We start from the raw sequence: 14072 nt of genomic DNA, 5'->3' as shown, positions 1-14072 counted from the left end.
GTGTAAAGAAAACGCCAATATATGTAAAGCCCCGTAACAATATATGTTGTCATGCACAACAATATATGTTACGGGGCTTCTCTCTTCTCCTCGAATACCGGTTACTGATATAGCTGGATGTCCACTACCTCATATTCGGTCGTCTCCTGCTCGTTGGTCCGTGTGCCGAATCCGTACTTTTCCAGTGCCTGCACCAGTACCAGCTGGGTGTGCGGGTTCACCTGCACCTTCCCGAATATGCTGAGCTTGGTCAGTATGACGCTGGCAGGGAGCCATTTTACCTGCAGGTCCTCGGGCAGCGGTTTGCGGAAGAAGACGAAGAGGTTCTCCTCCACGGGGTCTTTCATGCGGTGCCGTTCGTTGTGCTTGTTCAGCTGTTCTATCTCCTCGCCCTCGTACCAGTATCTGAAACCGTCTTTCAGCAAGGCGAGCGCCTGGGCGTAGATGCCGGGATGGTTCACCGGGGTGTGGTAGTCTATGCCGGTGACGGTGATGGGGAGGAAACGCCGGTTTCCACCGATGTCCTGCAGGCACTGCCGGTTGTTGGTGCTCGCGATGAAGGAGCAGTGGCGGGGCAGGGTGAAGGCTTCGATGTCGTAGGCCTTGCGCTGCGTCACGTTGTCCTGCGCGATGATTCGCTTCAATGCTGCCAGCTCGCCGGGCTTCACGCCTTCGAACTCCTCCATGTTGATGATGATTCGCGTGGCGAGCAGGCGGGCATCGTCCTTGTTGCTCGGGTCTATTATGCCGTTGTAGAAGTACTCTTTCCACTCGGGCGGCAGCAGGCGCCGAATCCAGCTGCTCTTTCCCTTTCCCTGCTCGCTGTAGAGGATGATGACGAGCTGGTTCATGTCCTCGTCGCTCAGCGCGCAGTCCACCAGGCCCACTATCCACCGTTTGAAGCCCTCCTGCCACAGTTCCCGGTTCTCGGTCGTCAGGGTGTCGGCAAGTTGGGCGATGTAGTCCGTCCCGTCCCAGGGGGGAAGCGCGTACAGATAGTCGGTGTAGGGGTTGAACTCCTTGGCGTAGTTGGAGTCTATCACGGCTCTGAGGAAATTCTGGTAGCAGGAGATGCCGGCCATCTGCAGGTCTACGAATATGGTGTTGTAGTCCTTTCCGCGCATGGGGCGGTAACCTTTTCCGGCATCTGCCGACAGGGCATAGGGCATGAATTCGAGGCGGTCCAGGATGAGGTTCCTGCGGATGCCGTAGTGCTCTTCCAGAAAGCTCATCACTTGGTTGATGACGGGCTTTTTCTCTTCCTTCTTTGTAGCGGCTTCGCTGGTCTTGTCGGTATAGATGTAGGCATTGTGCAGGGGAGATTCCACGTCGGGATACTCTTGTCCGAACTCGTTTTTCGCCAGTCTGATGGCTGTCTGCTCGTCCAGGCCCTTGCTGTAGCATTTGTTGCCCAGGGCGAAGAGGAAGTTGTCGCGGTTGCCTGCCCGGAACCTGGTGGTGCGCTTCACGGCGGTCACGGCTTGGGAGAATATCAGCTTCTCCCAAGGCTTTGCGTCCTGCGGCGTGGCGGCAGAGGAGGCGGGGAGGGGGTGTACCGTTTCGACGGGCGTCTTCTTTGGGCTGTTCTCCTTCTTCGCAGGCGGGATGATGCGTGCCGGCAACGGGGAAATCTGTTCCAGCAGTGCGGCATTGATATAGGCATGCGGGTCGAAGGACATGAAGTATCCTCGCGAGATGTCCTTTCCGCTTCCGTCCACCTCTACTCCGAGAAGGGCCTCGTAGTGCTCTTTGGCGGCGCTGTACAGCTTCAGGTGTATCTCCTCGAGCGTGGCGTAGGTCACCTCGCCCTGCCGGAGACGGTCATACAGACGCCGGGTGTATTCCGTCTGCATGAAGACGAACAGCTTGTAGCCGTGCCTTTTGGGGGAGAGGAAACTGCCCAGGGTGTGCGGGTCTTCGTTGATGAGGGTCCGGGTCTGCTCCAACTGTCCTTCTTCCAGGTCGTCGATGTCGAGCGTGATGACGGGGTTGTAGCGGGTGATGCTCGGTGCGAGCCTTCTTTCCCGGTAGTTGGCCGTGAGGGTCCTGAAGGGAAGCTGCTTCTTGACGTGGTTGGCTTCCTCCACCTTTCCCTGTGCCACGAGGCTGGCGATTTTGATGATTAACTTGGCATGCTTGCCGTTTCTTATGTCAGCCATGTCCTGCGTGAAGGTTGTCTCCCCGCTGACGGCGCTGAAACCACGGTAGGTGGTCACTGGAATGTTTTCCATTCTACTTGTATTAAGTTTGCCTTATTGGCGGCGCAAAGATGCCGTTTATTTCCTTAGGAAGCAAAAACGGCCATCCGCAGTGGGACAGCCGTTTTTTTACAATTTGAATTCCTTGGTCCGTTTTACTCCTTGGGATATAGCTCATTGAAGAGCTTATATATCTCATCCTCAATGCAATCGGGGTTCAGCGTATTGCCGCTTCCGTCCGCGTCCATAAAGTTTACAAGTAGATGCAGCAGCTTGGCGAAGGGGCTTACACCCTTCAGTCCGTGTTCCTTTTGGGGATTTATCAGCAGTGGGATGAAGGGTGTCAGGAAAGCCTTCCGCTCCTTGTATTCCACGGTTAACGACTTGTGTTCTACCATAGAAAGCAGGTCGATGGCCACTTGCACCTCTTTGCTCTCTTTGGTGTACAGCACTTGGTAATCTCTCCCTTTGATTTGCATCACGCTAATTGGCGTTTTTTTGTTCTCATAACTACAATTTGAAAATACAATTTTATATTAAGTTAACGAATCGGGTGCAAAATTAATAAAAAAGAGAAGTCTGTGCACTATGTATTACACGGATTGGCACGGATTTTTGTAGTTTCTGTGCGTATCACTTTTGTGTATGTCCGTGCGTATCATCCTTTTGTTTCCGTGAGTATCCGTCACTCAGAACGTAGCGAAGAATTCTTCTCTGTGCTCCTCTGTGCCAATCTGTGTAATCTGTGGTGCCCCTCTCCGTGAACAAGTGAAGCGTGTGTGTAGTCTGTATGTATAGGGTGAGGTACCGGAACCTATGGTTATATATGTAACACACTCTTTCTTTAAAAAAATAAGAAATGACGCGCGTGCGCGTGTATCTTACCTAATAGGCGTAATTCTTTGATATATAGTGTGATGATGTCTGCATTAAAAAAGATTATCATTTTATCAATCAGAATATTTTGTACTTTCATTTCTTGACGTTACCTTTGCGTTCATTAAACGGAACGTGTTATAAAACATTTCTTTCATCATAAACGTTTCGTTGATAACGGCTTATCGCAAGATAGCTTGAATATAACTATTTCGTCGCCTTCCTTCCGAGATGGTGGAGGGTTTTGAAATAAAATGAATGCATATAGCCTATTTAAAGTAACCGCATTACATTACTTGACCGGGAGGTACTTCGCTACTCCGGTGTCCCCCAATCATATTTTTTCGTGAACGAGAATGCAGAAATGCACTGGTATGCAGTGCGTGTCACCTATAGCCGAGAGCTTTTTTTCAAGGAATACCTGGATGCAGCGGGCATTGAAAACTATATACCCATGCGCTATGAGTATGTCGTGAGGAAAGAGCGCCGCCTGCGCAAGCTTGTTCCTGCGGTCCATAACCTGGTCTTCGTCCGCTCCACCCGCGAGCGTATGGACGAAATAAAGAACGAACCGGGCATGAACATCCCCATCCGCTATATCATGGACCGCGAAACCCGCCAGCCCATCGTCATCCCGGACTCACAGATGCGCAGCTTCATCGCCGTGTCTGGCACCTACGACCAGGCTGTGCTCTATCTTGAACCCACCGAACTGAACCTCTCCCAAGGAACCCGGGTACGCATCACCGGCGGCATCTTCGAAGGAGTGGAAGGGGTGTTTGTGCGTGTGCGCCATGACAGGAGGGTGGTGGTGAACATCGAGGGGGTGATGGCGGTGGCGACGACGTTTGTGCATGCGTCGCTGGTGGAGGAGATAGGAGATAAGTATTCAAATTAGGGTTCAAGTGTGACAGACAGCGTGAAGCCCTGAATTATTCTCACAAGTTCTGGAATGAGGCCTTCTTATATAAAGGACGGCTGTTATCCAATCTCGAACAATCCAGGCAGAGAGGGTAGTCCGTCCCTTTTACAACCCAACGAAAGAACTCCCTGCATTTTGAAAGCGATGAGGGAGTGGAGATTGCTGCCGTATATCATATATAATCAGCATGGTGAAGCTGCAAGGTAGGTCCGCATGGGATTATCTTGGCAAATTTTTTACCGGAATTTTTAACGGTTGCAGAGATTTTTTGAGTCTGACATCGCCAAATATAGACTCGGTTGTATGCCAATAGTTAAAAATCAATCAAATTTGATAACATTTTTTGTGGGGTACTCATTTTGGTGCCTTATAAAAAGGAAATGCTCTAAATTGGGTATTAACTGTACTTGCATAATTTGTTTAAAAGAAAACCGCCTCTGGGTGGTATTCTCTATGCGATAGTCAAAATTTGATGCTAACTACCGATGCCTACTGTTTCTGAAAATAACAAGCGTATAGCTAAGAATACTCTCTTCCTTTATTTCCGGCAATTACTAGTGATGGCGGTTAGCCTTTATACTGTAAGGGTAGTATTGGCAGAACTGGGTGCCGAGGATTATGGTATATACAATGTGGTAGGTGGTTTCGTAGCTATGTTTTCCATTATATCTGGAAGTATGACTTTGGCGGTCAACCGTTTTATTACGATTGAAATCGGAAAGGATAATGTCTTGCAGGCAACCCGGATATTCTCAACCTCCGTGATTATCCTTTTGCTTTTCTCAATTCTGGTTTGTATCGGCTTAGAAACTTTTGGCGTATGGTTCCTAAATGCTCAAATGGACATACCAGACGGGCGTACTATAGCAGCCAATTGGGCTTTGCAGCTTTCGCTTTTAGCCTTTGTTATCAACTTGATGAGTGTGCCCTACAACGCTGTAATTATCGCCCACGAGCGGATGTCGGTTTTTGCTTTGATTTCCATTTTGGAAGTTACTCTTAAACTTGCTGTGGTTTTCGTACTTAAGTGGATACTCTTTGACAAGCTGATTACTTATGCATGCCTCACCACGTTGGTGGCACTTATCATTCGTACGGTGTATGCCGTTTATTGTAAGCGCCATTTTGAGGAGTCCCGTTTTAAGTTCACTTTCGACAAGGGATTATTGTGCGATATGCTGGGATTCACAGGCTGGGCTTTTTGGGGAAATTCAGTTATCTTACTCAAAGACCAGGGAGTGAACGTGCTGCTCAACTTGTTTTGTGGTCCGGTAGTGAATGCGGCGCAGGGCATCGCAATGCAGATCAATGCTGCAGTGTACAGTTTTGTATCTAATTTTATGATAGCGATAAGGCCGCAAATCATCAAGAACCATGCTTCCGGAAACTTTCAGGCCATGCATATCCAGATTATAAAAAGCGGGAAATTCGGTTTTTTCATAATGCTGCTCATCCTGCTGCCGCTTTGCGGTAATATTGATTATGTGCTTGGACTATGGCTGGTGGATGTGCCAGCACATACGGCAAACTTTGTCGTGCTGGTGTTGTTGTATTCCTTGTTGGACGGTATTTTAACTCCGATTGCAATAGGAGTTTTCGCTCAGGGTGAAATCAAGGCATACGAGATAGCTTTGTGCATCATTTATGCAGTTAATTTCATTGCTTCATACGTGTGTCTTAAACTGGGTATGGCTCCAGAGACGGTCTTTGTACTCAATATTGCTTTTAAAGCATGCGTGTTGGCAGATTTGCTGGTGCATTCCAAGGCGAAGTATGCTTTTCCTGTTCATGCTTTCCTGAAGCAATGTCTGCTACCTTCAGCGGTGGTTTTCGTCTTATCAGGAGCTTTTACTTATTTCATGCCGTGGGAAGCACCAAATAGCTTTTGGGAATTTCTTCTGCACACACTGGCGATAATAATCTGTACCTCGTTGATGGCACTTGCTATAGGCATGACGAAAGGAGAGCGGCTCTTCCTAAAAAAAAACTTGCGGGATAAGATTACAGTGAAATTATATCGTAAAATATAAATTCTCATCTAAACACACAATTAGTATGAAAAGAACCATTGAGTTGACCCGTATCGCGGTCGATGGAGACACTGTCAAGTATGAGATTCACGATAACACAGGACTTGGTCTGCTTCGGAAAGAAAAAGTGGAGGCTCAGATACAGTTCCATAATGCTGATGCTTTCGGTTTTGAGCCGGATAAATTGCCGGAGTCTGTACTAGCTTTACCCATTACGCTTTATCTGCTTCCAGTAACATTTTTCTACCATATAGAACTCATATTGTCATCCATAGACAATACTCTTTATCATAATATACCGACACTATATGCAGCTTATTCTCAGATGTATGGTCCTTTTAAGGAGGAATGGCGTGGAAAAATCGTTGCAAAAGAGATTGTTGCAAACCAGATGCCCGATGCAAGATATGACCGTATTGTATTCTTCTCCGGTGGTGTTGATGCCATCCATGCAGGAATAAACAACCCTGGTAAACGGAATGTTTTAGTCAGTGTGCCAAGCATAGAGGTACATTCCAGAAACGAAGGTGCCTTACGGAATGAAAAGTTTGTTATGATAAAAGAGTTCTCCCGTGTTATAGGAAGCGATTGGCTTTTGGTTGCCAATGATTTCAACCAAGTTGTTTTCGATGATGAAATAGGAAGAAATGGTAAAATTACGAGGTACCTTAGGAACACTCTCCAGCTGAATACGGTAGCATTTAATCATTCAGGCTTTTGGGGAATGAGGTATATTCCCAATTTGTGCTCAGTGGCTCCTTTTGCATACGCTATGGGAATAAAAGAACTCATCATGGGGTCTTCTTTGATAGAAGATAAACTTGAACCAGCTTTGGATGGAACCAACCCATTGTTAACCAATGGGTTCAAGTTCGTAGGCATTTCTTTTGCGGAACAAGACGGGCTTTATACCCGGCGTTCCCAAAAAGTGAAAAATATAGTTTCTACTTTTAAGAACCAAGGCAAACATGTTAGGATTTGGGCATGTTTTGTAGACAACAGCGAACAGTGCGGTGAATGTGCCAAGTGCGTTAGGACGCAACTCAATATCCTTTGTACCGGAGAAAACCCGAAGGATTGGGGATTCGCCCGCTTTGATGAAAAAAAGTTCTCGCAACTGGTGCGTTCTTACTGTTAGTTTGAAAATAGTATTGATGATGTATGGGGTATTATTGACTCCATAGACGACTCCCGTACTTATCCTTATAGTAACGAACTGCTGCATTGGCTTAAGCGAGTAGGTTATAAACGGTATTTCAACCGTTCCCGATGGATGCGCAAACTGATGTTGAACATAATTTTTAAGTTCAGTAAATATCCGCATTATATTTGTGTTGCTTGGCACAAAATGATAGGAAGATGAAAACGGCAATAAACTCGTAGAGCTGATTCTTATACATCCAAATTACAATCAAGATATGAAAGCAGGTTAAGAAAAATATAAAATAAAAAATATGGCTAAGGAAAAATTTTATACATCAGAGAGGAATGTACAAATCGTGTTGTCGTTGTTGAAAGCCAATGGTATTAGAAAGATTATAGCTTCACCGGGTGCTACTAACTTCACATTTGTAGGTAGTGTGCAAAATGATCCATTCTTTGAGGTCTATTCTGCTGTGGACGAACGTTCGGCAGCATATATGGCTTGTGGCATGGCGGCTGAAAGTGGAGAAGCTGTGGCTTTGAGCTGTACGGGTGCGACCGCCTCGCGTAATTACTATCCAGGATTAACAGAGGCTTTTTACCGCAAATTGCCGGTGCTTGCCATCACTTCGCACCAAGGGACAGATAGGATAGGACAACTTATTCCTCAGAACATAGACAGGCGTATTCTTCCGAATGACATAGCACGGCTTTCGGTAGAACTGCCTGTGGTCAAAGATTGCAGGGACGAAGACTATGTCGTGATGGAAGTAAACAAAGCCATGCTTGAGTTGCGCAGGAATGGAGGAGGACCGGTTCATATAAATTTGATAACAACCTACAGTCGTGATTTTTCGGTGAAAGAATTGCCTCATGTGAAAGTCATGCGTCGCTTCCAAGCCTGGGATGAACTGCCTGTGCTGCCTGAGGGAAGAATAGGTATTTATGTGGGCTCTCATACACATTTTTCTGAAAAACAAAATAGGGCTATTGATCGCTTTTGTGCCACTTATGACGCTGTAGTGATTTGCGACCATACGAGCGGCTATTACGGTAAATACAAGTTACTTCCGACGCTGGTCCAGTTGCAATCCGATATCACTTCACCATTCCCTCCATTGGATTTGATGGTTCACATCGGGGAAATATCAGCAGCTTCTTTCAACGATACAATCCCAGCAAAGGAGGTTTGGCGAGTAAGCGAAGATGGGGAATTGCGTGATCCGTTTAAAAAACTGACAACGGTATTTCAAATGTCCGAAGAAATGTTTTTTCTGCATTATGGGAAAGATGGTTGCAATCGGCACGTTTTGATAGATGAATGCCGAGAACTGTTTGGTGAAATCTATGAGCAAATTCCTGAATTGCCTTTCTGCAATATTTGGACTGCCATGCAGCTATCTTCGAGACTTCCCAAAGGAGCGTTGTTCCACATGGGCGTTTCCAATACCCGGCGTTGTTGGAATATGTTCCAGTTGCCGGAAAGTGTTGAGTCTGCTTGTAATGTAGGTTGTTGTGGTATTGACGGTTGTGTCAGTACATTGGTCGGGGCTTCATTAGTCAATCCCGATAGGCTTTGCTATGTCGTAGTGGGTGATTTGACTTTCTTTTATGACCTGAATTCCTTGGGCAACCATCATATAGGGACGAATTTACGTGTTATGCTTGTCAATAACGGGAGGGGTACGGAATTTCGCTTGGGCATTCATCATTGCAATGTTTTTGGCGATGATGCCGACAAGTATATGGCTGCAGCTGGGCATTTTGGTAATAAATCTCCTCTGCTGGTTAAGCATTATGCTGAGGATTTAGGTTTCCACTATTTGTCTGCTACTACCAAAGAAGAATTTATGACTGCATTGTCTAATTTCACCAATCCACAGTTAAGTGATCATTCTATGATATTGGAAGTCTTTACTGACTCGAAAGATGAAAGCGAGGCTTTGTATCTGATGAGCCATATTCAAAGCGATGCCAAAGGCATGGTACGTAGTAAGCTGAAAGATGCGGTAAGGAATGTGGCAGGAGAAAAAGGCATTAATGCTATAAAAAAAATTTTGAAAAAATAAAAGATGGAAACGTATTGTTGGTAGGAATAGGTGAGGCTACAACTACGGCTGCAAAGCCATCGGGTGTGGGACGGTGAATATCTTGGAGCAGGTAGATTTCACGTTTCTTTTTTGCAACTTGTGAAATTTGAATATATCTATATGAATAATAACTGTTTAACAAGCGAAAAGGTAGAAAATATTCAACTACTGATTCGCATTATTTAAGAAATAGTGCATATCTTAATAATTTCTCTTCCTCTTCATACCAATATAGGAGGTATATTACAATCCTATGCCTTACAGACTGTTTTATCTCGCAATGGTCATGATGCAATAGTTCTGAACAGACCATTTTGCAGTAAGCCCAGTGTTGCGAAAGTTCTAGCCAAGGCTTGTTGTAGATTGCTTAAGAAAATGCTTGGTCGTGAGACTGTACCATTATTTTATGACTTCAAGCATTATAAAGAATATACTGTCATCAGTCAGCATACTGAGGCATTCATAGAGAAGAATATCCATTGTCGTTATTACAAACGCTATACAGATATACGGGAAGCGGATTGGGATGCTCTCGTGGTGGGTAGTGACCAAATCTGGCGGCGCAACTTCAATCAAAAGATTGAGAATGTATTTTTCGATTTTGCTTGGGACTGGAAAAATGTGAGACGGATTGCCTATGCTCCTTCTTTCGGACTGGATACTTGGGGATATTCAGATGTTGAAACGAAAAATTGTGCAGGGTTGGTGAAGAAGTTCAATCTTGTTACAGTACGTGAGGAGTCTGCAGTGGGGCTTTGCGAGAAGCATTTAGGCGTAAAGCCTATGCATGTCTTGGATCCAACGATGCTTCTCGATCGAAAGGATTATGAAGCACTGACATCAGAAGTTAAAGAAAAGTCTGATGGTGATATGTTGGTCTACTTGCTCGATCCGATGGAATCAAACCTTGTTACGGTAAAGGAGGTGTCTGCAGTGCTTCATCATAAACCTTTCTATGTATTCTCAAAGGTCAATGACACAAGTCTGCCACTCAGTGAACGTATACAGATTCCGGTAGAGAAGTGGCTAAAGGGGTTTCAGGATGCTAAGTTCGTGATTACAGACAGTTTCCATGGCTGCATATTCTCTATTATCTTCAATGTGCCTTTTGTGGTGTTGAGAAATGAACAAGGTGGATTGGCGCGTATTTATTCTCTTTTGAGCATGTTCTGTTTAAAAGACCGTTTAGTAGACTCAGTTGATGATCTGAAGCAGTTGAAGATTATTGATTGGAATAAGGTCAATGCCATCCGAGAAAAAAAGAAGTATTTTGCATTGGGATTAATTGATAAAATACTAAGATAAACCAACAGCTTCCTTTACAATAATAAATATGTCTTTATGCTCTCAATAATTATTCCCCTTTATAATAAGCAAGCTGTAATAGCGCGCACCATTGAGTCGATACTCAGCCAATCCTATATCAATTGGGAACTGATTATCGTGGATGATGGATCTACCGATGGCAGTGATGAAGTGGTGAGACTGTATCTTGGTGATCAGCGTATACGGTATATACGTAAGCCTAATGGTGGGGTGTCATCAGCCAGAAACCGGGGTATCAAGGAGGCTAAAGGGGAGTGGATATGCTATATTGATGCGGATGATTATTTTCTGCCGGAGGGATTGAAGACAATGGTTGAATTGGCAGAGAAATATAATGTAAAGGTGGCTGCAGGACGTTTTTTGATAGAAATTAAAAAAAAGAGATTTCCGGGAGTGAATGGTAAAAGAGAAGGCGTATTGGAAGATAATTTTAAAGAGTGGTTTTTTAATAGGGTGATACCTCGTGCAGGAGCTGCTGTCTTTCATGCCGAATTATTGAAGAATCATTTGTTTGATGAGACATTGAGTCGATATGAAGATGCAAAATCTCTTTTTGAAATTTTACGTGAAAACAGAATGGCTTATACTCCTATTGATGTGATGACTTATTCTCTTGATAATCTCGGTCTAAGTGGTAAGGTGGCTGATTTTTCAAAGGATTTTATATTTAGTATGAACTTTGATGGAAAGTCTTATTGGGAAAAAATGCTTTTGGGGGATATGCTCAACCAGGGATTAAAGCTATATCCCGAATATAAACAATTCTTATTGAATAAATATGGCAACGATTTAATGTGGAGTAATAAGGCTAAACGATGCAATTTTATGAATAGGATAATATTTATTCCGAGAAAACTAATAATGAAGTTAAAGTTTTATTTGTCAGGTCCTTTAGCGGGATAAGCTATTGATAATGAGTTTATTATTGGTGAATTTTGTTGTTTTGTATAAATCTGATTTCTTGCCTAAAGTAGGTAAAAGGCTAAACCTTGATTGAAGTTAGTCCGACTGACGCACCCGATTACTGGGCTATACGTGGTTGGACAAATACATTGCAAAAAATGAGTTATGATGCGGATATTTGCTTTTTGGGTAATTCAATTACGTATGCGAGTAATTTTCAAACTTATTTCACGGATAAGAAGATTGTAGAACTAGGCTATCCTGGTGATACCATGATTGGCATGATGCGACGTATGGATATGCTGCGTGCTGTTTGTCCTGAAAAAGTGTTTTTGATGGCAGGTATCAATGACTTGGCAAATCAAAGTATGGATATGGATGAGTTTGCTGAGCGGTATAATGTTTTAGTGGATTCTATAACTAACGCTTGTCCTCATGCAGAAGTCTATTTGGAATCTATACTTCCAGTCAATCGTAGTCATAGAATGTATAGAAACTGTGACAGAATTATTCAAGCTAATCAAATTATTACTCGTATAGCAGGTGAAAAAGGAATGATATATATTGACCTATTTTCTCTATATTGTATAGATGGACAGCTGCCTGATGAACTAACTAATGATGGCATTCATCTTTTACCAAAAGCTTATGATAGATGGGCTGAAGCTATTCGTGAGTATGTAACAAGTTCTCTCAAATAAAAGTATATAAGACCACTAATACTCTTTGTGCTATTGATATATGGTTGTTTTGATATGGTGAATAAGAAAAACAATAGGAGTTCATTTTTTTGTGTATTTAAATACTTGATATTTATATTACAACATTTTCTAAGATGGATTTTTATTAATAGTTTATCTAGAGGATTTTATTATAGTATTAAATATTCTAGTACGGTTACAATAGGTTATGGAGCTAAGGTTACCCGTATATCTAAGTTTGAAGGATGTAATAGAGTTTGTGCGCACAGTACATTTAATGGCACATTAGGTTATGGATCTTATATAGGATTCAATTCAAGAATAAGTGGAGAAATTGGACGTTTTACTTCTATTGCAGATGATTGTATGGTTGTTCGTGGACGTCATCCTTACGAGTATCCTTATGTAGCCACAAGTCCTATGTTTTTCTCTATGATGAAGCAAACTGGATATACTTTTGCTGATAGGCAAATTTATAATGAATTTAAATTTGTAAGAGAATGTGTTCCAGTGGTTATTGGTTCTGATTGTTGGATAGGAGCAGGAGCAAAAATCATTGAAGGAGTTACGATAGGTATAGGGGGCATGGTACTTGCTGGCGCTTTAGTTACTCATGATGTACCCCCTTATGCAATAGTGGGAGGGGTTCCCGCTAAAGTCCTCCGGTTTCGATATAATGAAGACGCTATACAAATGCTTCTGAAATCTAAATGGTGGGAGAAAGATGAAAAGTGGTTCAAGATAAATTGGCGTTTACTAAATGACCTAGATGCTTTTGAAAAGTATTTTGCTAATGAAAGTAAATGAGATGGGGAATTCACTAACTAAAACAAGATGCTGATATATATATTACTGATTATATTGTCTACCATAATATTTATTTCACACATATATGTGAAAGATGAAAAGGTCAATTTTGTGACAGCATTTGTGTGGGTATTGTTGATGACACTCTTTGTTGGTTCACAAGATGGTATAGGAACAGATCACAGTAATTATATTGCTCAAATAGAGAGCCCTTGGGTTGTTCCATCAGAACCTTTTACGATTTTAGTTTTTGCAATAATTCGTTCATTTGGAATATCTTCATATGCCTTTTTTTATATATATGCTTTCTTGACTTATTTTTATTTAGCAAAAGCAGTGCTATTATCTGATCGAAATATTAGGTTTATTGTTGTAATCATGATATTACAATCATTGTTGTTTTTTCAATCATTCAATTTGGTTCGTCAGATATTAGCTTGTGCCATTTTCTTGTATGGCTTAATGTTAATTTCTTGTGGGAAGAAACATTACATAGTTTTTGTTTTGGCTTTTCTAGTGCATTATTCTGCATTGTTCGGGATATTGATGATTGTATTAGCTAAAATGATAAAGGTGAATATTGTAGTGTTGATGATATATATAGGATCCGTTTGTATCTTACTATGGGGAGGATTTATGAGTGGCTTTATATCAATATTTGAGCCTATAATTGGAAAAACGTATTATGGCTATTATTTGGAATCAGCACTTATAAATGAAAATCAAACAGCTCATTTTGGTGTAGTATATCAAGTGATATTTGTATTATCTCTTATTGTTTATGCGAAGAGAAATTATTATGTATCGAATAATTTAGAATTGATTTTGAATGTTTTTTTTCTTGGTCAGATAATGTATAATGTGCTTTCTGCTAATATAACTTTACAAAGAATTACATATTATCCCTATGTCTCTATGGTTTTTGTAATTCCTTTATTGGCTAAGTCTTTACATTCTTATTGGACGACTAGAAATGCTTTATTATTATACTTGATTTATTTTGTTTTCATCTTGGCTTCTTTATCTTCCAAAGGAAGCCCGTATGTACCATATAAAAGTATTTTATAAATATTTGC

General features: G+C 42.4%; 11 protein-coding genes. 9 read left to right on the top strand and 2 right to left on the bottom strand.

Features of this window, described 5'->3' with window-relative positions; genetic code table 11:
• Nucleotides 1-101: 101 nt before the first annotated feature.
• Nucleotides 102-2231, bottom strand: coding sequence for a VapE domain-containing protein (locus DWX62_RS05350; protein WP_120129005.1), 2130 nt, complete (start codon nt 2229-2231; stop codon nt 102-104).
• 122 nt (nt 2232-2353) lie between these two features.
• Nucleotides 2354-2677 carry a hypothetical protein gene (locus DWX62_RS05345; RefSeq protein WP_005829213.1) on the bottom strand — a complete coding sequence of 108 codons (324 nt, stop codon included), beginning with the start codon at nt 2675-2677 and terminating at the stop codon, nt 2354-2356.
• A 761-nt stretch (nt 2678-3438) separates the two neighbouring features.
• Between DWX62_RS05345 and DWX62_RS05335 the strand changes: the two genes are divergently transcribed.
• The 9 genes from DWX62_RS05335 (at nt 3439) to DWX62_RS05295 (ending at nt 14064) form a co-directional block, all read left to right on the top strand.
• A complete protein-coding gene (locus DWX62_RS05335) occupies nt 3439-3972 on the top strand; it encodes a UpxY family transcription antiterminator (protein WP_022400855.1) in 534 nt (177 codons plus the stop codon).
• Between the two features lie 617 nt (nt 3973-4589).
• Complete coding sequence (locus DWX62_RS05330) at nt 4590-6026, top strand: lipopolysaccharide biosynthesis protein (protein WP_332055709.1); 1437 nt, start codon at nt 4590-4592, stop codon at nt 6024-6026.
• A gap of 25 nt (nt 6027-6051) precedes the next feature.
• A complete protein-coding gene (locus DWX62_RS05325) occupies nt 6052-7164 on the top strand; it encodes a hypothetical protein (protein ID WP_243636244.1) in 1113 nt (370 codons plus the stop codon).
• Nucleotides 7165-7480: 316 nt separating this feature from the next.
• Nucleotides 7481-9238 carry a thiamine pyrophosphate-binding protein gene (locus DWX62_RS05320; RefSeq protein ID WP_005829203.1) on the top strand — a complete coding sequence of 586 codons (1758 nt, stop codon included), beginning with the start codon at nt 7481-7483 and terminating at the stop codon, nt 9236-9238.
• A gap of 213 nt (nt 9239-9451) precedes the next feature.
• Nucleotides 9452-10564, top strand: a complete 1113-nt coding sequence (locus DWX62_RS05315; protein WP_034525766.1) for a polysaccharide pyruvyl transferase family protein — start codon at nt 9452-9454, stop codon at nt 10562-10564.
• 36 nt (nt 10565-10600) lie between these two features.
• The gene (locus tag DWX62_RS05310; protein ID WP_005829197.1) at nt 10601-11488 is read left to right on the top strand and encodes a glycosyltransferase family A protein; all 888 of its coding nucleotides are present in this window, start codon (nt 10601-10603) and stop codon (nt 11486-11488) included.
• A gap of 86 nt (nt 11489-11574) precedes the next feature.
• Nucleotides 11575-12189: a GDSL-type esterase/lipase family protein gene (locus DWX62_RS05305; RefSeq protein WP_022400854.1), complete on the top strand. Its 615-nt coding sequence runs from the start codon at nt 11575-11577 to the stop codon at nt 12187-12189.
• A gap of 54 nt (nt 12190-12243) precedes the next feature.
• Entirely contained in the window at nt 12244-12996 is a 753-nt protein-coding gene (locus DWX62_RS05300; protein WP_117589526.1) for a CatB-related O-acetyltransferase, read from the top strand.
• 87 nt (nt 12997-13083) lie between these two features.
• Nucleotides 13084-14064, top strand: a complete 981-nt coding sequence (locus tag DWX62_RS05295; RefSeq protein WP_057258535.1) for an EpsG family protein — start codon at nt 13084-13086, stop codon at nt 14062-14064.
• The last annotated feature ends 8 nt before the right edge of the window (nt 14065-14072 follow it).

This window comes from Bacteroides sp. AF20-13LB (genome assembly GCF_003603065.1).
GTDB classification, from domain to species: Bacteria; Bacteroidota; Bacteroidia; order Bacteroidales; family Bacteroidaceae; genus Bacteroides; species Bacteroides uniformis.
Note: the sequence above shows the minus strand (reverse complement) of the source record. Positions and strands in the feature narration are given on the sequence as shown.